The 19,063-nt window shown below is 65.9% G+C and carries 8 protein-coding genes, 12 tRNA genes and 3 rRNA genes; 4 read left to right on the top strand and 19 right to left on the bottom strand.

Annotation, left to right across the window (positions count from 1 at the left end; all coding sequences use genetic code 11):
• Positions 1-66: 66 nt before the first annotated feature.
• From STH_RS03940 to pepF, 19 genes are all read right to left on the bottom strand, one after another.
• Positions 67-1,398 (bottom strand): MATE family efflux transporter, encoded by a 1,332-nt coding sequence (locus STH_RS03940; protein WP_043713286.1) that lies wholly within the window; start codon positions 1,396-1,398, stop codon positions 67-69.
• Positions 1,399-1,661: 263 nt separating this feature from the next.
• On the bottom strand, positions 1,662-2,249 hold the full coding sequence (locus STH_RS03935) for a hypothetical protein (protein WP_011194889.1): 588 nt from the start codon (positions 2,247-2,249) through the stop codon (positions 1,662-1,664).
• 12 nt (positions 2,250-2,261) lie between these two features.
• Positions 2,262-6,410: a S8 family serine peptidase gene (locus tag STH_RS03930; protein WP_043713283.1), complete on the bottom strand. Its 4,149-nt coding sequence runs from the start codon at positions 6,408-6,410 to the stop codon at positions 2,262-2,264.
• Positions 6,411-6,745: 335 nt separating this feature from the next.
• Positions 6,746-6,853 (bottom strand): 5S ribosomal RNA (gene rrf / locus STH_RS03925).
• Positions 6,854-6,901: 48 nt separating this feature from the next.
• Positions 6,902-9,846: ribosomal RNA gene (locus STH_RS03920) — 23S ribosomal RNA — on the bottom strand.
• Between the two features lie 289 nt (positions 9,847-10,135).
• A 16S ribosomal RNA gene (locus STH_RS03915) occupies positions 10,136-11,700 on the bottom strand.
• The 16S, 23S and 5S rRNA genes sit together here with 12 tRNA genes alongside, the layout of an rRNA operon.
• 241 nt (positions 11,701-11,941) lie before the next feature.
• A tRNA-Asp gene (locus STH_RS03910) sits at positions 11,942-12,018 on the bottom strand.
• Positions 12,019-12,171: 153 nt separating this feature from the next.
• Positions 12,172-12,247, bottom strand: a tRNA-Val gene (locus tag STH_RS03905).
• Between the two features lie 34 nt (positions 12,248-12,281).
• Positions 12,282-12,357 (bottom strand) — tRNA-Ala (locus STH_RS03900).
• 6 nt (positions 12,358-12,363) lie between these two features.
• Positions 12,364-12,439 (bottom strand) — tRNA-Gly (locus tag STH_RS03895).
• 3 nt (positions 12,440-12,442) lie between these two features.
• Positions 12,443-12,517, bottom strand: a tRNA-Asn gene (locus STH_RS03890).
• 5 nt (positions 12,518-12,522) lie between these two features.
• Positions 12,523-12,596 (bottom strand) — tRNA-Gln (locus STH_RS03885).
• 10 nt (positions 12,597-12,606) lie between these two features.
• Positions 12,607-12,695: transfer RNA gene (locus tag STH_RS03880), tRNA-Ser, on the bottom strand.
• Positions 12,696-12,704: 9 nt separating this feature from the next.
• A tRNA-Glu gene (locus STH_RS03875) sits at positions 12,705-12,780 on the bottom strand.
• 5 nt (positions 12,781-12,785) lie between these two features.
• Positions 12,786-12,861: transfer RNA gene (locus STH_RS03870), tRNA-Lys, on the bottom strand.
• Positions 12,862-12,906: 45 nt separating this feature from the next.
• A tRNA-Ser gene (locus tag STH_RS03865) sits at positions 12,907-12,996 on the bottom strand.
• A 6-nt stretch (positions 12,997-13,002) separates the two neighbouring features.
• Positions 13,003-13,078 (bottom strand) — tRNA-Ala (locus STH_RS03860).
• Positions 13,079-13,220: 142 nt separating this feature from the next.
• A tRNA-Met gene (locus STH_RS03855) sits at positions 13,221-13,297 on the bottom strand.
• Between the two features lie 122 nt (positions 13,298-13,419).
• Complete coding sequence (pepF, locus tag STH_RS03850; protein ID WP_043713280.1) at positions 13,420-15,216, bottom strand: oligoendopeptidase F; 1,797 nt, start codon at positions 15,214-15,216, stop codon at positions 13,420-13,422.
• A gap of 231 nt (positions 15,217-15,447) precedes the next feature.
• Here pepF and STH_RS03845 point away from each other — a divergent pair, with 231 nt between their 5' ends.
• The 4 genes from STH_RS03845 (at position 15,448) to STH_RS03830 (ending at position 19,058) form a co-directional block, all read left to right on the top strand.
• Positions 15,448-16,137: an LppM family (lipo)protein gene (locus tag STH_RS03845; RefSeq protein ID WP_043713277.1), complete on the top strand. Its 690-nt coding sequence runs from the start codon at positions 15,448-15,450 to the stop codon at positions 16,135-16,137.
• Positions 16,138-16,249: 112 nt separating this feature from the next.
• Positions 16,250-17,395, top strand: coding sequence for an MGDG synthase family glycosyltransferase (locus tag STH_RS03840; protein ID WP_050742101.1), 1,146 nt, complete (start codon positions 16,250-16,252; stop codon positions 17,393-17,395).
• A gap of 73 nt (positions 17,396-17,468) precedes the next feature.
• Entirely contained in the window at positions 17,469-18,323 is an 855-nt protein-coding gene (locus tag STH_RS03835) for a phosphate ABC transporter substrate-binding protein (RefSeq protein ID WP_011194884.1), read from the top strand.
• A 27-nt stretch (positions 18,324-18,350) separates the two neighbouring features.
• Positions 18,351-19,058 (top strand): response regulator transcription factor, encoded by a 708-nt coding sequence (locus STH_RS03830; RefSeq protein ID WP_011194883.1) that lies wholly within the window; start codon positions 18,351-18,353, stop codon positions 19,056-19,058.
• Positions 19,059-19,063 lie beyond the last annotated feature (5 nt).

Here is a 19,063-nt window from a genome sequence, read left to right as displayed (position 1 = left end):
AGCCATAAGGGCAGTGTGCCCATGAACCGGGGGGACGGACCGCACTAGGGCGGCGATCCGATCCATTCAGACGGCCATCTCCTTCCAGCGTCCGCGGGCAAACCGATTCCAGAAGAGCGCCAGCCGGAGCGCCCAGTCACACGCCGCTGCGGTCCAGGCGCCGTACAGCCCCCAGCCCAGCACGTCGATCATCAGGTACGCGAGGGTCAACCGCACGCCCCAGCTGCCGACCAGGGTGATTACGGCCGCCGCGCGCGTGTCGCCGGCCCCCTGCAGGCCGCCGCTGAGGATGAGCACCAGCCCCATGGGGATGTCGGCCGCGGCCGCGACCCGCAAAGCCATGGTGCCCAGCGCGATGACCTGCGCATCCGTCGTGAAGATGCGCATGTACACGCCCGGCATGAGCAGGAAGCTGGCCGCCACGGTCAACGTGAAGGCGGCGCCGACGCGCAGCCCCTCCAGCATGGCCAGGCGCGCCCGCTCGGGATCCTGCGCCCCCAGCGACTGGCCGATGAGCGTGGCGCAGCTGGTGCCCAGGCCGAAGGCCACCAGCCAGATCAGGTCCTCGACGACGTAGGCGATCTGCTGGGTGGCGATGGCGACGGTGCCCAGCCGGTTGATGAGGATTGCGAAGACGACGAGCGACAGGGTGGACGCGGACCGCTCCACGGCCGAGGGCACAGCCACCCGCACGATGCGCGCGGAGAGGTCCGGGCTGAACCGCCAGAGCGTTCGCCACCGGAGCGCTACGGGTCCTGACCGCACCAGGAGCACGACCAGCAGCCCCGCCGCCTCCGTGAAGCGGGCGACGGAGGAGGCCAGGGCCGCACCGGCCAGGCCCAGCGCGGGGAAGCCGAGGTTGCCGAAGATGAGCAGCCAGTCGAGCACGACGTTGACGGCGTTGGCGACCAGGGCGAGCAGCATGGGGATGCGGGTCTCGCCGACGGCGCGCAGGGCCGCCGACATCGCGCTGAACCAGTAGTGGCCGATCAGTCCCGGAACCAGGACCTGCAGGTAGATCACGCCGTGGGGATACACGTCCGGCGGGGCGCCCATGACCTTCACGATCCACGGCGCGCCGAAGTAGAGCCCGGCCCCGAGCAGCAGGGCAAGCCCGAGCCCCAACCAGGAGGCCGTGCTCGCGGCCCGCTCCACGCCCTCGTCGTCCCGGGCCCCTGCAAGGCGCGACACCACGGCGATGATGCCCACGCCCAGCGCACCCGCGAGGCCGAACGTGAGCCAGAGCGGCTGGGTGGCCACGCCGACGGCGGCGACCGCGTAGGCGCCGACGCGGCCGACGAAGGCCATGTCGACCATCTGCGTGGCCAGGCCGAGCAGCTGCTCCAGCGCCGTCGGCCAGGCGAGATGGATGAGGTCGCGGCGGACTTGCTGACGCAAGCTCCTCTCTCCTTTTCCGTAGTCTGCTGTAGTTGACGGGCACTGTCGTGTGGCACTTGGTAAGGCGCGAGAAAGGACCACCGCGGAGACGGTGGTCATCGCGTATCCGGTGGTAAAGGAAGTTCGACACTCGAACACGTATTCCCTGCATGGCGGTTCGCCGCGGTACACGGCCGGCGCGGATGGGATACGGAGCCGCCGGGGGCGCACGCGTGGACCCCCGGGCTGCGCAGAGCGCAGCCCGGGGGTCTGCAGACCGAGGGTTACGGGTTGTTCCGGACCTGCTCGGCGCTCACCGAGAAGGTGACGGACTCCGCGCTCAACCCCTGGAACGCGTCGGTCGTACCGAGCGGCAGGCTGACCTCGAAGGTGAGGGTCAGGATGTCGCCGGGCTCCAGCTCGATGGCCGGGCCGCGGAAGGGTTCACCCTCCTCATCCAGGAAGTCGCTCAGCCTTCCGGCGGCCACTTCCAGCCCGTACTCATCGGTCACCCGTACGAACAGCTGCTCGGCCAGGGTCGTATCGGCACCCTCGGACATCGTGGCGCTGATCTTGGTCATGCGGGCGGCCAGCGTCCCGACGTTCTGGATCTCAAACCAGCGGACCTGCGTGTCGCCCGGCGCCCACTCGCCGGTGGGGTTCAGCCCCTGGTCGCCGCCCAGGTAGAACATGGGCCCCGGGACGGTGTCGCCGCCGCCGCGCCGGCCGTCAAGCCGGAGGGTGCCGGCCACGAACTCGTGCGAGGACGGGCTCGCCTGGTCGGTCAGCAGGGCCAGCGTGGCCCCGCCTACGCCGAAGGCCGCGATGGTCGCCGCCGTCGCCAGCAGCAGGTGCAACTTCCTCATCTTCATGCCCTCGCCCCCTTACTCCAGCGTGACCGTGATCTGGTTCCGGAGCTTGCGGTTGACGTAGATCTGGATGGTCACGGTGTCGCCCGAACCGAGGCCGTACCGCTGCGGATCGAACTGCACCCGGTAGGTGCCGTCCTCGTAGGTCAGGCCGCCGCCGTTCATCACGAAGGAGGTGACGACCGCGCCGCTCTCGGCATCGAGGATGCGCACCAGGGCCGACGGGTTCTCAGTCGGGGTGCCGTTCACTAGCCAGTGGAACTCGATGACGAACCCTGTCGCCGGCTGCACGGTGTCGAAGTCGTCCGGGAAGACGGCCTCGGCCAGCTCGCTGACCACGATCACGTACGCCTCGTGGACCGTGACGTTGTAGTTGGGCAGGCGCCCCTCGGGATCGTCGAAGTGCACCTTGATCGGGTAGCTGCCCTCCGGCGAGGAGGCCGTAGCGGTGGTCGAGTACCGCACCTGGATCGACTCATCGCCGGCCACCAGGCCCGTCACCGTGCCGGTCAGCTCGGGGTTGTCCTGACCGATCAGCCGGGTGACGGAGTTGGGGGTGACCACGAGATCGGCCTTCTTGATCGGGATGACCAGGTCGGCGAAGGCCGGCGCCTCGTCTTCGCTGCCCTCAAACTGGGCCCGCAGGATGCAGTCTCCCGCCAGGAGCGGCGTCACCGTCGCGGTACCGTTCTCGGTGGGGCCGACCTCGCAGATGTCCTGCGTCAGCGAGCCGATGTGCGCGGACTCGTGCCTGGCGGTCACGGTGAACGGCTGGTCGCCGTAGATCACGCTCTCGGGCCAGTCGACGAAGCCGGTGTCGGCGGGCGTGACGTTGATGCCCACCACCTGCGCACGGCTGCCCTTGGCGTTGAGGTTGTGCAGCAGCAGGATGCCCTTGGAGCCGTTGGCCTGGTAAGCCGCCGCGTCGTAGAAGACTGGCACGCCGTAGCCCGGCAGCGCAACCCACGTCGGCTGACCCATGTACCAGCCGGCGTCGGTGAAGTCCAGGCCGGGGTTGGCCAGGTCGTACTCGTACCACGGCGTCACGTCAATCACGCCGAAGCGGTAGTGCTCGGCCACGACGCGCCACTGGAACTTCGTGTGGGCGCTGCCGAGACCCACGTCGGTTGCCCAGACCGGGAAGATCAGCACGTTGTTGTTGAACAGGCCAGTCTGGACGCTGGAGCCGAGGCCGTTGTTGTTGAGGTAGCAGCCGGACACGACGCAGGCGACCATGACGTCCGTGATCTCCACAGAGCTGCCGGACTGGAAGGCGGCGCGGCTGTTGTACACGTAATAGGTCTGGCTGCTGCCCTCGGGCCGGATCTCCACCTCGTAGAAGACCTCCTGCGCCGGCGTGGACCAGTCGGCGTGGGCGACGATACCGAAGTAGAGCTCAGCGTAATCCAGCGGCAGCCCCCACGAAGCGACGGCCAGCGCATCCGTGGTCACGCCCGCGTACTGGACCACGCCGGTGATCGCGCTCGGCCCGATGCCGGCGGCCTTGTCCAGGGCGTCCACGGAGCCGACGTGCTGCAACTCAAACGGCGTCACGAAGGAGAGGTAATCGTACTGGGTGTCGCCGCCGGTGTTCAGACCGGTGCCAGTCATGGTCACCATGTCATAGCCCCAGGAGCCGGTGAAGGTGAGGCTGTCCTCCACCATCTCGATGTCCGCCGCCGGGCGGGCAGTGACGTAGACGGGCACCCGCAGGGTGGCCGCGGCGCCGGGGGCGCTGTTGATCGGCTTCAGCAGGATGACGCCGCTGTGCTCGGGCAGCCACGCCCGGGTGTAGCCGAACTGGGTCTCCGCGACCGTGGGGTCGTGGGTCGCCCGCATCTGCGAAGCGTCCGCGGTAAGGCGCACCCGGAAGGTGGCGGAGCCGCGGGCCGGAACCGTCACGTCCCCGTCGGGGAAGCTGTACTCCAGCCCCGGAATCTCGGCGAACAGGTCCACGCTGGGCCGGTAGGTCACCGTGCGGTTGGTGTGGTTGACCACCTTCACCCGCCGCTCGAAGGTCGCGTGGTCCACGACCTCGACGGCGCCGAAGGAGACGCTCACCGCACCGGGATCATCGGCGCTGTAGGCGATCACCTGGTTGTCGATGGCCCTGGCCACGTCCACCCGGCCGGCGCCGATGCGGGACTGGCCGTAGCGGTTGCCCTCCCGGCCGAGCTCCTCGTAGAGGTCATGGCCGGCGGTGTTCATCACCAGGGCCTTGATCTCCTCGACGGTCCAGTCGGGGTTCTTCTCCCGGAGCAGGGCCAGGATGCCGGCGACGTGCGGAGCGGCCATCGAGGTGCCGTTGAAGGAGATGCCCTGGTTGCCGCTGCCGGCGCGTGCGGAGAAGATGGAGACGCCCGGCGCCGCGACGTCCGGCTTCAGCGCGTTGCCCTTGCGCGGGCCGCGGGAGCTGAAGTCCGCCAGCGTGTCGATCCGCTCAGGGGTCTCGATCGTGACCGAACCGAGCCACTCGTTGCTCAGGGTGGCCACGACGCCCTTGTCCAGGTTGTCCTTGATGGCCTTGGCGGCCGTGCTGACGGTCAGGATGCTGGGGATGCGGTCGTTGCCCGCGATGGCCGTGGTCAGGAACGGCCCGGGCTCCGCCATGATGATGCCGACGGCGCCGGCATCTGCGGCGTTATTGGCGCGGGCAGCCGAGCCGCACGGGAAGGTGTCGTAGCCCTCGGGCACCCAGTCGACGAAGACGATCTTGCCCTCCAGGGCGCCCGCCGACCACGGGCTGCAGCCGCCGGGGTTGGCCGGGTCGTAGACGACCGGCGCGGTGACGGGCTCGGCCATCGCCAGCCAGTCGTAGTTCTGGCCGACCGTGCCGCCGTAGAGGCCGGCGACCTCAGCCGGGGCGTCAATGCGGAAGCCGTCCACCACGTCCACCGCGTCCACCGCCGCAGCGACGCTGATGGCGCGGGTCGAGGTGCTCGGGCTGCCGGTGATGTAGTAGACATCGCCGGAGTTGCCCGCCGAGATGGCGACCAGGACGCCGGCCAGGGCGGCGTTGTCGGCCGCACGGGCGGTCGGGTCGTCAGGGCCGCCGAAGATGGAGCCCAGCGACAGATTGGCGACGTCCATCCGATCGGAGTAGTCGCCGTCCCCGTTCGGGTCCACAACCCAGTCCAGGGCCTGGATCACGAGGCCGGTGCTGCCTTCGCAGCCGAAGACGCGCAGGGCGTACAGCTCGGCCAGCGGGGCGACGCCCGGCCCAATGCGCATGGAGTCGAGCGGAATGGAGGCATCGTACGGCCCCGTGTAGGTGGTGCCGTCCGCGTTCACACCGTAGCCGGCGATGGTACCGGCCACATGGGTGCCGTGGCCGCCGCCCCGCTCAACCGGGCAGTCCATCGGGTTGGGATCGGGCCGCGGAATGGTCTTCCTCGGGTCGTCGGAGCCGGCGTCATAGTCGTCGCCCGCGAAGTCCCAGCCGCCGACCACCTTCGCGTTGGGGAAGTACTCGTTCAGCTGTGTCGTATCCAGCTCGTAGGCTTCCGGGGTGCCGGGGCCGCCGAAGTTCGTATGGATATAATCGATGCCCGTATCAATAACGGCGACCTTGATCCCCTCGCCCAGAACCCCGAAGTTACGCCAGACCTCGGGCCCGCCGATGAGCGGGACCGAGCCGACGTGGCCGCGCTCGTGCAGCTCCATGACCGAGACGGACTTGACGCCAGGGATGTTGCGGATCATCTCCGCGCCGGCCTCATCCGTGCGGACCGCGAAGCCGTTGAGCACGTTCTTGACCTGGTAGAGCACCTGGACGTTGCTGCCGGCGCTCCTCAGGCTCCGGATCTGCTGGAGGACGGCCTGCTGCTCCCGCTCGAGGCTTTGCAGGTGTGCGCGGGTCATGCTGGCCAGGTTCTGCGCCCGCACGCCTCCCTGAAGGGCCTTGGCCTGCATCTCGACGCCGGAAGGCCCTTCGAGCTCCACGAAGTACTGTCGCACCCCCCTGTCCCTGGTGAGGTCGGTGGTCACCACCCGTTCAGGCTGCGACTTGGTGGTGATGGTGCGCTCTGCCCTGGGTGCCAGCGGCGCCTTCAACTCGGGCAGTTCGGACCGGTCCGGCGTGTCCGCCAAAGCCACGGCCGACCCGGCCGAGAGCAGGACAGAAGCCGCCAGCATGCTGGACAAGAGCTTCTTGCCTACACCCATGCGATACCCCCCCGTTTGCGATAGAGTAGGATCCGGCGTCAGTGTATCCGTTCTATTCGCTCTTTTCAATCACCCGACTGGCAAATTCACCCATGCGGGTGAGCGGAAAGTTTGGCGGTACTGCGGGGGAGCCCATGCTCTCTTTGTCTGACAAGGGTTATAAGAATAACGTCGGATCCGTCCAGGTATAACTGAGTGAGCCATGATAATCCACGTGGGCTACTCCGGCTCGCAATCCGGCCGCAATGCCGAAGACCGCCGCAACCCGTGCGGCGGTCTTCAAGTTCCGGTAATACAAGAGACCGCCGCATCGCCTGCGGCGGTCTCCAAATGAGTTTGGGCAGCGACCTATTCTCCCCCTTGCGGAGTACCTTCGGCCCTGGAGGGCTTAACTTCCGTGTTCGGAATGGGAACGGGTGATCCCCTCCGGCATCGCCACCCAAAACCTTGGAGGTCTTACCCTCAAAACCACACAGTGAACACACACCAGCGAAATCAAGCCCTCGGCCGATTAGTACCGGTCCGCTCCATGCCTTACGGCACTTCCACTCCCGGCCTATCTACCTGGTCATCTTCCAGGGGCCTTACTCCCTTGCGGGATGGGAGATCTCATCTTCGGGCCGGCTTCGCGCTTAGATGCTTTCAGCGCTTATCCGTTCCGGCCATGGCTACCCAGCTGTACCCCTGGCGGGATAACTGGTACACCAGCGGGCCGTCCACCCCGGTCCTCTCGTACTAGGGGCAGATCCCGTCAAATCTCCTCCGCCTGCGATGGATAGGGACCGAACTGTCTCACGACGTTCTGAACCCAGCTCGCGTACCGCTTTAATCGGCGAACAGCCGAACCCTTCGGACCGACTTCAGCCCGAGGATGCGATGAGCCGACATCGAGGTGCCAAACCTCCCCGTCGATGTGGACTCTTGGGGGAGATCAGCCTGTTATCCCCAGGGTAGCTTTTATCCGTTGAGCGACGGCCCTTCCACCCGGAACCGCCGGATCACTAAGCCCGTCTTTCGACCCTGCTCGACCTGTCTGTCTCGCAGTCAAGCCCGCTTCTGCCTTTGCACTCCGCGGATGATTTCCAACCATCCTGAGCGGACCTTTGGGCGCCTCCGTTACCTTTTAGGAGGCGACCGCCCCAGTCAAACTGCCCACCTGGCACGGTCCACGGCCCCGCTCCAGGGGCCTGTGTTAGAACTTCGATGCTGCGAGGGTGGTATCCCAACGGCGCCTCCACCGAATCTGGCGACCCGGCTTCGCAGGCTCCCACCTATCCTGTACACGCACCACCAAAATCCAATGCCAGGCTACAGTAAAGCTCCATGGGGTCTTTCTGTCCAATCGCAGGTAACCTGCATCTTCACAGGTATTGCAATTTCACCGGGTCCCTCGCCGAGACAGTGCCCAAGTCGTTACGCCATTCGTGCGGGTCGGAACTTACCCGACAAGGAATTTCGCTACCTTAGGACCGTTATAGTTACGGCCGCCGTTTACTGGGGCTTCGGTTCAGAGCTTCGGCCTTGCAGCCTGACCCTTCCCCTTAACCTTCCAGCACCGGGCAGGCGTCAGCCAGTATACGTCGCCTTCCGGCTTAGCACTGACCTGTGTTTGTGGTAAACAGTCGCTTGGGCCTCTCCTCTGCAACCCTCCCCCGCTCTGCGGCGTCTCTCCGCTCACGGTTCGAGGGCCATCCTTCTCCCGAAGTTACGGATGCATTTTGCCGAGTTCCTTAGCGAGGGTTCTCCCGCGCACCTGAGGATTCTCTCCCCGCCTACCTGTGTCGGTTTGCGGTACGGGCACCCCGGGTCTCCCTAGCGGCTTTTCTCGGCAGTGTGGCGTCAGGGGCTTCCCTACTTCATTTCGGTCGGCATCGCGTCTCACGTTTAGCCCGGCGGACTTCCCTACCGGGCCACGCTACCCGCTTACCCCGGCTCAACCAGCGGCCGGGTCCCCCTAGCCTCCTGCGTCCCCGCATCGGTCAAGCGACCCGTAGGTGGTACAGGAATGTCGACCTGTTTCCCATCGCCTACGCCATTCGGCCTCGGCTTAGGTCCCGACTGACCCTGAGCGGACGAGCCTTGCTCAGGAATCCTTAGGCTTTCGGTGGACAGGATTCTCACCTGTCTTTTCGCTACTCATACCGGCATTCTCACTTCCATGCGCTCCAGCCGTCCTTCCGGTCGACCTTCGCCGCACATGGAACGCTCCCCTACCACTGCCCTACGGCAGTCCGCAGCTTCGGTGCTCTGCTTAGCCCCGAGTATTTATGGCGCAGCGTCATTCGACCAGTGAGCTGTTACGCACTCTTTCAATGATGGCTGCTTCTAAGCCAACATCCTGGTTGTCTCTACAACGCCACATCCTTGACCACTTAGCAGAGACTTGGGGACCTTAGCTGGCGGTCTGGGCTGTTTCCCTCTTGACGACGGACCTTAGCGCTCGCCGTCTGACTGCCGGCCATACTTGCTGGCATTCGGAGTTTGACTGGGTTCGGTAACCGATAGGGCCCCTAGCCCAATCAGTGCTCTACCTCCAGCAAGCTTCTCTGCCGACGCTAGCCCTAAAGCTATTTCGGGGAGAACCAGCTATCTCCCGGTTCGTTTGGCTTTTCACCCCTATCCACAGCTCATCCGACAGTTTTTCAACACTGACCGGTTCGGGCCTCCACGAGGTCTTACCCCCGCTTCACCCTGGCCATGGATAGATCACCGGGTTTCGGGTCTACAGCCACTGACTACGCCCTCTTCAGACTCGCTTTCGCTTCGGCTCCGGGCCTGAGGCCCTTAACCATGCCAGTGACCGTAACTCGCCGGTTCATTCTTCAATAGGCACGCACTCACCCACGTACGGGGCTCGTACTGCTTGTAGGCACACGGTTTCAGGGTCTCTTTCACTCCGCTCCCGCGGTGCTTTTCACCTTTCCCTCACGGTACTGGTTCACTATCGGTCGCCAGGCGTATTTAGCCTTGGAGGGTGGTCCCCCCGGATTCCCACGGGATTCCTCGTGTCCCGTGGTACTTGGGATCCGCCAAGCGGTCCTTCACCTTTCGCCTACAGGGCTATTACCTTCTGTGGCCGGCCTTTCCAGACCTGTTCAGCTAGGCTCAGGAGCATCGCTTCATCGGCGTCCCGCAACCCCAGCCCCGGTTACCCGGAACTGGTTTAGGCTCCTCCCCGTTCGCTCGCCGCTACTGAGGGAATCTCGGTTGATTTCTTTTCCTCGCCCTACTGAGATGTTTCAGTTCGGGCGGTGCCCTCCTCACAGCCTATGGATTCAGCTGTGGGTGACTGGCCATTACGCCAGCCGGGTTGCCCCATTCGGAGATCCCCGGATCTACGCCTGCTTGCGGCTCCCCGAGGCTTATCGCAGCTTGCCACGTCCTTCATCGGCGCCTGGCGCCCAGGCATCCGCCGTGTGCCCTTTCCAGCTTGATTTCGCTGTCAGCGCTTCCCGCGCTGTGCGTCCACTGTGCAGTTTTCAAGGTACGACCTGCGGACCAGGAGCTCTGAGTATACCGGTCTCACCGGCCCCTCACAACCCACAAGTCCCGGAAGGTGAGGAAGTCCAAGAAGTGGCCGCCCGAAAAGGCGGTCCTCTCGAACCCTCAAAACCAGACAGTGCAGATCGGTCGCCTTGCAAGCCGTCAGCTTGCCTCGACCCGCTTCCGCAAGCCGAGGATCGACCTAGGAGTCCTTCCCCTTTCCGGGGAAGCTGTCTCCTTAGAAAGGAGGTGATCCAGCCGCACCTTCCGATACGGCTACCTTGTTACGACTTCACCCCAGTCACCGGCCCCACCTTCGGCGGCTGCCTCCCTTGCGGGTTAGCTCACCGACTTCGGGTGTTGCCAGCTCCCATGGTGTGACGGGCGGTGTGTACAAGGCCCGGGAACGTATTCACCGCGGCATGCTGATCCGCGATTACTAGCAACTCCGACTTCACGCAGGCGAGTTGCAGCCTGCGATCCGAACTGAGACCGCCTTTTGCGATTCCCTCCCCCTCGCAGGTTCGGCTCGCTCTGTGACGGCCATTGTAGCACGTGTGTAGCCCAGGACATAAGGGGCATGATGATTTGACGTCATCCCCACCTTCCTCCGGTTTGTCACCGGCAGTCTCGCATGAGTGCCCGGCTTTACCCGCTGGCAACATGCGACAGGGGTTGCGCTCGTTGCGGGACTTAACCCAACATCTCACGACACGAGCTGACGACAACCATGCACCACCTATCTCACCGTTCCTCTCATTAGAGAGGCACTCCCGCATCTCTGCAGGATTCGGTGGATGTCAAGCCCTGGTAAGGTTCTACGCGTTGCTTCGAATTAAACCACATGCTCCGCTGCTTGTGCGGGCCCCCGTCAATTCCTTTGAGTTTCAACCTTGCGGCCGTACTCCCCAGGCGGAGCGCTTAATGCGTTAGCTACTGCACGAGGGGGGTCGATACCCCTCACACATAGCGCTCATCGTTTACGGCTAGGACTACCAGGGTATCTAATCCTGTTTGCTCCCCTAGCTTTCGCGCCTCAGCGTCAGTGACTCCCCAGGCAGCCGCCTTCGCCACTGGTGTTCCTCCCGATCTCTACGCATTTCACTGCTACACCGGGAATTCCACTGCCCTCTAGAGCACTCAAGCCCGCCAGTTTCAGAGGCACCCCCGGGGTTGAGCCCCGGTCTTTCACCCCTGACTTAACAGGCCGCCTACACGCCCTTTACGCCCAGTAATTCCGGACAACGCTCGCCCCCTACGTATTACCGCGGCTGCTGGCACGTAGTTTGCCGGGGCTTCCTCGCCTGCTACCGTCAAACCCCGCCCATTTCCTGACAGGGCCCTTCTTCGCAGGCAACAGAGCTTTACAACCCGAAGGCCTTCTTCGCTCACGCGGCGTTGCTGCATCAGCCTTTCGGCCATTGTGCAAAATTCCCGACTGCTGCCTCCCGTAGGAGTCTGGGCCGTGTCTCAGTCCCAGTGTGGCCGGTCGCCCTCTCAGGCCGGCTACCCATCGTCGCCTTGGTGGGCCGTTACCCCGCCAACCAGCTAATGGGCCGCGGACCCCTCCTCTGCCAGCGCCACTGACTCCAGCGCCTTTTCTCCCAAACCCATGCGGGTCCGTGAGCTTATCCGGTATTAGCAGGCCTTTCGGCCTGTTATCCCAGAGCAGAGGGCAGGTTATCCACGTGTTACTCACCCGTCCGCCGCTGGGTCTCAGGGCCGAAGCCCCGAAACCCCGCTCGACTTGCATGTCTTAGGCACGCCGCCAGCGTTCGTCCTGAGCCAGGATCAAACTCTCCGTGGAAAGCTTGATGTTGGCTCCTTGGAATACCGGCTCGCTCGGCTTCCCTCTCTGCACTGTCCAGTTTTCAAGGTTCGAGATCTCGCTGCCGTCAGGCGACAGCTTCACCAGTTTAGCAATCTCCCGGCTCCGTGTCAACCGGCCAGTTGATTCCATCCGGCCGGCGGCTCCGCAAACCGGAGATTGCACCTGCGCCATCGGCGCAGAGTGGACGAGGCCACCCGAAGGGCGGCCTCGCCCTTGCTGGCGGAGGCGACGGGATTCGAACCCGCGATCTCGGCCGTGACAGGGCCGCATGTTAGGCCTCTACACCACGCCTCCGTAGGTATGCGACTGGAAACATCCCGCCCCGGCGCCGTAGATGACGCCTTCGGGCGTGCGCTCCTGGAAGCGCCCTGCGGCGCTTCCGGCCAGCGTCAGCCTCAACGGCAGGCGTCTTCGGAAGGAGCTGCCGCCCACTTCCTCCAGACACCTTGGTGCGCGGTAGAGGGATCGAACCTCTGACCTCATGAACGTCAATCATGCGCTCTCCCAACTGAGCTAACCGCGCATTAGAAGACGGTGGCAGTCACCTACCACCGCGCTGGTGGAGCTAAGGGGAGTCGAACCCCTGACCTCTTGAATGCCATTCAAGCGCTCTCCCAACTGAGCTATAGCCCCACGAACTGGAGCGGGTTACGAGACTCGAACTCGCGACCTCCACCTTGGCAAGGTGGCGCTCTACCAACTGAGCTAAACCCGCAGCTGGCTCCGGCAGTAGGATTCGAACCTACAACCCTCCGGTTAACAGCCGGATGCTCTACCGTTGAGCTATGCCGGAATCCTTGGTTGGGGATCTAGGATTCGAACCTAGACTACCTGATCCAGAGTCAGGCGGGCTACCGTTACCCCAATCCCCAGCGAGATCGATGGCGGAGAGGGTGGGATTCGAACCCACGGTGGCTCATCACCACACCGCTTTTCGAGAGCGGCACCTTAAACCCCTCGGACACCTCTCCGAAGGAAAATGGTGACCCCAAGGGGATTCGAACCCCTGTTTGCGCCGTGAGAGGGCGCCGTCCTAGACCTCTAGACGATGGGGCCAAAAATGGTGGACCGCGTAGGACTCGAACCTACAACCTGCCGATTAAGAGTCGGATGCTCTACCAATTGAGCTAGCGGTCCGTCCAGTAGTGTAGCAGGTATTTGAGCCGTTGTGAAGACCCAAATTGGCGGAGAGGGTGGGATTCGAACCCACGGTACGGTTTCCCGTACACAGCATTTCCAATGCTGCACCTTAAACCACTCGGACACCTCTCCGGAACCTGGTGGAGCTAAGGGGATTCGAACCCCTGACCTCGTGAGTGCGATTCACGCGCTCTCCCAACTGAGCTATAGCCCCACGATGCGGTTGCACCACGAAGGATGCAAACAGCTTAATCAGTTTAGCAATCTCCCGGGAATCTGTCAACCGACCAGTTCGTACCGACCGGCGCCCGGGCAGACAACTTCGGAAGCGGCCTGCGCCGCTTCCGAAGTCCCGTTGGTTGCGGGGGAGGGATTTGAACCCTCGACCTCCGGGTTATGAGCCCGACGAGCTACCTGGCTGCTCCACCCCGCGGTGTTCGGTTGACGGCGGGACGGGCGCTGCGCCGTCCAGCGGCCGTGACCCGGCCCCGACAGTGAGGTATTGTAACAGCTCCGTCCGCCGCCGTCAACCAGGGAATTCATGGCAAATCTGTTCTAAAAACTCTGCTCCAGTTCGTCCACCAGCGATCCGACAAACGCGACCGCGGCACGAATCGGCTCCGGAGTGGAGAGGTCGACGCCCGCCATCTGCGCCAGCTCCAGCGGCTTCCGCGTGCCGCCGGCCTTCAGCACGCGGAGCCAGCGCTCCACCGCCGGCTGCCCCTCGTCACGGATGGCCTGCGCGACCGCGGTCCCGACGGTCAGGCCAGCCGAGTACGTGTACGGGTACAGCCCCATGTAGTAATGGGGCTGACGCATCCAGGTCAGCCTGGCATCGTCGTCGATCTCGACCTCGCCGCCCCAGAACTCCTCCAGGATCCGGCCCTTCGTCTCCGACAGGGTAACGGCCGTGATGGGCGTACCGGCCTCGGCCAGGGCGTAGATCCGCCGCTGCAGCTCGCCCTCCAGCAGATGGCGCACGAAGTTGTGATGGTACGTGGCCAGCAGCTGCATGATCACCCACCGGCGCATGCGGGGGTCGGCCGTGCCGCGCATGATATGCTGCCCGACCAGCAGCTCGTTGATCGTCGACGGCGCTTCGATGAAGAACGTCGACGGGCGGAAGTTCAATACCGACTGGTTCCGCTGGGCCAGCGTCAGGTGGCAGGCGTGCCCCAGCTCATGCGCCAGCACCAGGACGTTGCGCATGGTATCGGCCCAGGAGATCAGGATGTACGGGTGGGCGCCATACGGGGACGAACAGAACGCGCCGGTGGACTTCCCGACGTTGTCGCACCAGTCGATCCAGCGGTCCGTCAGCGCGGTGCGGACGATGTCGATGTACTCGTCACCGAGCACAGCCAGCCCGTCGAGGATGATCTGCGCGCCCTCGGCGAAGGTAACGCCCGGGTTGTACCCGGGATCCAGCGGCGCCTCGATGTCGCAGTACAGCAGCCGGTCCAGCCCCAACACCCGCCTGCGCAGCCGGGCGTACCGCCGCATGTGCGGGGCCAGCTCGGCCTGGATGACGTCCAGGATGTTGTGGTAGACGTCGATGCTGACCTCCTGCGGGTGCAGCAGCATGTGGGTCGCCGACTCGTAGCCCCTGAGCCGCGCCAGGACCACGTTCTTCTTCACCTCTGCGGCGAACGCCGCGGCCAGGGTGTGCTGGTACCGGCGCAGCCCGGCGGAGAAGCTGCGGAAAGCGGCCCGCCGGGTCTCGACGTCGGCCGAGCGCTCCAGCCGTTCCTCGTATGTGGCGAAGGATACCGGCACCGACTCGCCGTCCACTTCAATAGGGTCGAAGCGCATATCGCCGGCCTTGACCTGGTTGTAGATGACGTACGGCGCGCCGGTGACCTCGATCAGGGCGGCGAGCGCCGATTCGGTCTCCGGGTGCAGGGTATGGGGCCGCATGGCCAGGACCTGCTCCAGCCAGCGCCGGAATGGCGCGAGGCCGGGCTCCTCGGCCAGGTATCGCTCCACCGTGCCCTCGGGCAGGGCCAGGAGCTCCGACTGCAGGAAAGCGAAAGCCGCGCCCATCTGCGCCATCAGAGCCTGCCCTTTGGCGCGCACCGCCTGGTTCTTCGGGTTGGACCCATCTTCGGAGAACCGCAGGCTGGCGTAGGCGCCGGCCCGAGTCAGCCGCTCCCGCAGCCGCTCGTACTCCGTCAGGCAGCTGAGCAGCACGGATGCGCCCTCGCCCAGCCGGCCCCGGTACTGGGTGACCCGGGACGCGTCGGCGGCGATGGCCTCCAACTCCCGCTCCCAGTCGGCCTGCGTGGGGAAAAGATCGCTCAGACGCCAGGTCTGCTCCACCGGAACCTCGGCCCGTGTCAGTCTCCGCGTCACGCTAGGCTTGCTCCTTTCTTCACCAGATGCCATCTCTCAACCAATCTTCGTCGCCGGGCGGCCTATTGCCTGCCCCTGCGACCCCATCGGCGAACCCATCCCCGGGCCTGCGCCGCCGGGGCTGCCCTACGGCAGCCGAACCGCGAAATGCAGATGCCACACCCGTCTGTAAACGCAGACGAGCCGCGAATACAATGGCTGTAATTGGCGTTTCCGGGGAGGGATCTGCGCTTGCGGAGGCTGTCGGCTCTAACCCTGGTGCTCCTCCTGGCCGCGGCCGCCCTGGCGGGCTGTGTGCGCCTGGAACTGAACCTGCGGGTGAACCCGGACGGCACGGGCGAGAAGGAGATCATCGCCGCCATCGACCGGGAGTTCCTGGCGGTGGCGGCAGCCATGCGCGCCAGGGACCCGCTGGCCCGGTTGGAGGCGGAGCTCCGGGAGGATCCGAAGGCGACGGTAACCCGCTACCAGCTGGGGGACATGGTCGGTTTCAGGGCGGTGGCGCCGTTCCGGAATGAGTTGATCCTGAATGACGAGACCTGGAAGGGCCACTTCCTGATCCGAGACCGCATCTTCTGGCGCGACTACACACTGGATCTGGAGACGCTCCTGGACATGGCGGAACTGGACGCGGTGGCGGCCTCCTTCGACTCGCCCGTGGACTTTCGCGTGTCCGTAGAGCTCCCGGCCCGCATCGGGGAGACCAACGGCGAACTGGACCCCTCGGGCCGCAAGGTGACGTGGACGCTGATCCCCGGCCGCCGCGACCATCTGGTGCTCACGGCGCGCCAGTACCTGTACGGGCGCATCGCCGCAGCGGGGGCCGCAGCCCTGGCCGCGGCCGTCGGCCTGGCTTTCGGCATCCGGCGGGGGCAGCGCCGCCGGCGGCCGGTCGGCGGGATCGGACAGGCTAAGACCTGAGCCGCCCGGTCGGCGGGACCGCGGCGCCAGGCCGGACCGGGACAGGAGCACGCGTGGAATGGAGCGAATTATCAAGGTCTGTCCTGATCTTTGGCTGCCCGGAGGTGGCGCTGTGCCTACCCGTATTCTGCTTCTCTCCGCCGACTTCGGCTCCGGCCACCTGGCCGCCGCCACCGCCATCGCCGCGGCCTGCCGCAGCCTGTCGGCTGACTGCGAGGCCGTCGTGGTCCAGTGCCGCAGCCCGCTGCTCGGGCTGGTCGGGCGCGCCTACCTCTGGCAGATCCGGCACACGCCCGATCTCTACCGGCAACTCTATCGGCTGCCGCCCGGACGGCCGCTGCGCCGGCTCGTCATCCGCGTCCTCAGCGGGCCGGTGCGGCGCGCCCTGCAGCAGTACAACCCCGACGTGGTCGTCGGCACCCACCCGTTTCCCGCCGGCGCCGCGCTTCACCTTCTGAACCGATCCTGGCCGAAGCGGGTGCCCGTGGTGATGGCCCTGACCGACTTTGCGCCCCACGGGTTCTGGATCTGGCCCGGCGTGGCGCGCTACTTCACGGCGTCCGAGCAGGCGGCCCGCGAGCTGGTCCGCCGTGGGGCGGACGCCGCCGCCGTGCGGGCGACCGGCATTCCGGTTCGCATGGCGCTGGCCGCGGACGGCACCGGGGCGGACCGCACCGCCGGCCCGACCGCCGGTTCGTCTTCCTCCGGCGTACGTCGGGTTCTTGTCATCGGCGGCGGCCTGGGCCTCGGGCCCATTGCCGCGGCGGTGGACGCCCTCCTGTCGCTGCCGCGCCCGGACCTGCGGGTCACGGTGATCTGCGGGCGGAACGAGGCGCTGCTGGATCAGATCCGCCGGCGCCACGGCAGCGACGCCCGCCTCACGGCCCTCGGCTTCACGGACCAGGTCCTCGACCATATGCGCGAGGCCGACCTCCTGGTCACCAAGCCCGGCGGGATCACCTGCGCCGAGGCACTGGCCCTGGGCCTGCCGATGCTGCTCCTGGACCCCCTCCCCGGCCCCGAGGAGGAGAATGCCGCGTACCTGGCGGGTTCCGGCGCGGCCCGGGTCGTGGGGGTGAAGCGGCTGGCGGGGGCGGCGGACGACCTGCTGTTCCGCCGGCCGGAGCGGCTCGCCGCCATGGCCGCCGCCGCCAGGCAGGCCGGCCATCCCGCCTCGGCCCTGGCCATCGCCGCCGAGGTCCTGGCGCTGGCCGACGCCCCGCGCGCTCAAGTCGCGGGGATAACCCCTTCATCTTAACCGAACCTTAACATCGATAAGCTACAGTGAAGATGGCACGTGCAACCTTGGGCGAGAGGTGACGCAAGACACCATGGCTGTGCTTCGCAGTCGCCCGCTGGCGGCCATCCTGCTCGCGGCAACGCTGCTCCTCGCCGGCTGTGGCAGCCGCCCGCAGGCCGATCCCAACGACCCCCTGGCGGGGACCATCACGGCCAGCGGCTCCACCGCCCTCCTGCCGCTCGCCTCGCTGGCGGCTGAGATCTTCATGGAGGAGCACCTCAACGTGACGGTGAACGTCAGCGGCGGCGGCTCGTACAACGGCCTGCAGCAGGTGGCGGTCGGCGCCGTGGACATCGGCAACTCCGACATCCCGGCCACCGGGGAGCTGGCCGACGTGCTGGTGGAGCACCGGGTCGCCATCGCCCCGTTCGTCATCATCGTCCACCCCGAGAACCCCGTGGACGGGCTGACGATGGAGCAGCTGGCCGGGATCCTCCGGGGCGAGATCACCAACTGGCAGGAGGTCGGCGGTCCCGACCTGGAGATCGTGGTCGTCAGCCGGCAGCAGTCGTCGGGTTCGCGGGCGACCATCGTGGAGAAGGTGCTGGCCGGCGAAGGCGACATCTCGCCCCAGGCCCTGGTGCAGGACTCCAACGGCAAGGTGGTGACCACCGTGCAGTATACCCCCGGGGCCATCGGCTACATCGACGCGTCCTATCACCGGCCGTCGAAGGTGAAGGCCCTGGCGCTGGACGGCGTCGCCTACTCCCCGGACGCCGTGCTGGAGGGTCGGTGGCCGATCTGGACCTACGAGTATATGTACACCAAGGGGGAACCTGCCGGGCTTGCGCGCGCGTTCCTGGAGTTCGTGCTGAGCCCCGAGTTCCAGGAGGAGTACGTGGCGGAGCTGGGCTTCGTGCCCATCACCCGGGAGACTGCCCGCTGAGCCGACCGCGGCCCCTGTGCGTCGGAGGTGTTCCCTGTGCCCGAGCGGATTCTCGTCGTCGATGATGAGCCCTCGATCCTCGAACTGGTCGCGTACAACTTGCGCCGGGCGGGCTTCGAAGTGCTGACCGCGGACAACGGCGAGGACGGGCTGCGCATCGCCCGGGAGGAAGAGATCGACCTGGTGATCCTGGACGTGATGCTGCCCGGGATCGACGGATTCGAGGTCCTGCGCGCCCTCCGCCGCCACTCCGAACTGCCGGTGCTGATGCTCACCGCCCGGGGCGAGGAGATCGACCGGGTGGTGGGGTTCGAGATCGGCGCCGACGACTACGTGACCAAGCCGTTCAGCCCCCGGGAGCTGACCGGGCGGGTGAAGGCGATCCTCCGCCGGGCGCGCAGAAGTGCGGAACCCCAGGACCAGGACACGCTGGTCCTCGGGCCGCTCACCATCAACTTCGCAAGCTACGAGGTCCTGCGCGACGGCCGGCGCGTGGACCTCACCCCCACCGAGTTCCAGATCCTGGGCGTCCTTGCCCGGTCCCCGGGCCGGGTGTTCACCCGGGACGAGCTGGTGGACCGGGTGATGGGCCCGGACTTCTACGGCGACGTCCGCACCGTGGACGTGCACATCCGGCACCTCCGGGCCAAGCTGGAGGAAAACCCCTCCGAGCCCAGGCTGATCGAGACGGTGCGGGGCGTCGGCTACCGGTTCGCCGGGCCGAGGCGCAGGTAGGGCGG

The sequence above is a fragment of the Symbiobacterium thermophilum IAM 14863 genome (assembly GCF_000009905.1).
GTDB classification, from domain to species: domain Bacteria; phylum Bacillota; class Sulfobacillia; order Symbiobacteriales; family Symbiobacteriaceae; genus Symbiobacterium; species Symbiobacterium thermophilum.
The sequence above is the reverse complement of the archived record's forward strand: the minus strand, read 5'-3'. Positions and strand labels throughout refer to the sequence as shown.